The organism is Streptomyces sp. NRRL WC-3626, from assembly GCF_000718785.1.
GTDB classification, from domain to species: Bacteria; Actinomycetota; Actinomycetes; order Streptomycetales; family Streptomycetaceae; genus Streptomyces; species Streptomyces edwardsiae.
The window spans coordinates 1-345 of sequence record NZ_JOCA01000064.1; the positions used below are offsets into that span (position 1 = coordinate 1).

Sequence of the window (345 nt, forward strand, 5' to 3'; positions counted from 1 at the left end):
GTCCACTTCTGGTTGGCGGCGCCGGTGCAGGTCCAGATCTGCAGGCGGGTGGCGTTGGCGGAGCTGTTGCCGGTCACGTCCAGGCACTTGTCGGCCTGCGGGTTGACGATGTCACGGGCCCCGGTGACCACCCACTTCTGGGCGGCGCTGCCGTTGCAGTCCCACAGCTGGACCGGCGTACCGTCGGCCGTTCCCCCGGACGCGACGTCCAGACACTTGCCGAGCGCGCGGACCGTACCGTCCGCGCCCACGGTCCAGTTCTGCGCGGACGTCCCGTTGCAGTCGTAGAGCTGTACGGCCGTACCGTTGGCGGTGCCCGCACCGGCCACGTCCACACACTTGCCG

General features: G+C 70.1%; 1 protein-coding gene. It reads right to left on the reverse strand.

Annotation, left to right across the window (positions count from 1 at the left end; genetic code table 11):
• The coding region (locus tag IF28_RS0135825) for an RICIN domain-containing protein (protein WP_199809095.1) at positions 1 to 345 on the reverse strand (345 nt) is incomplete at both ends.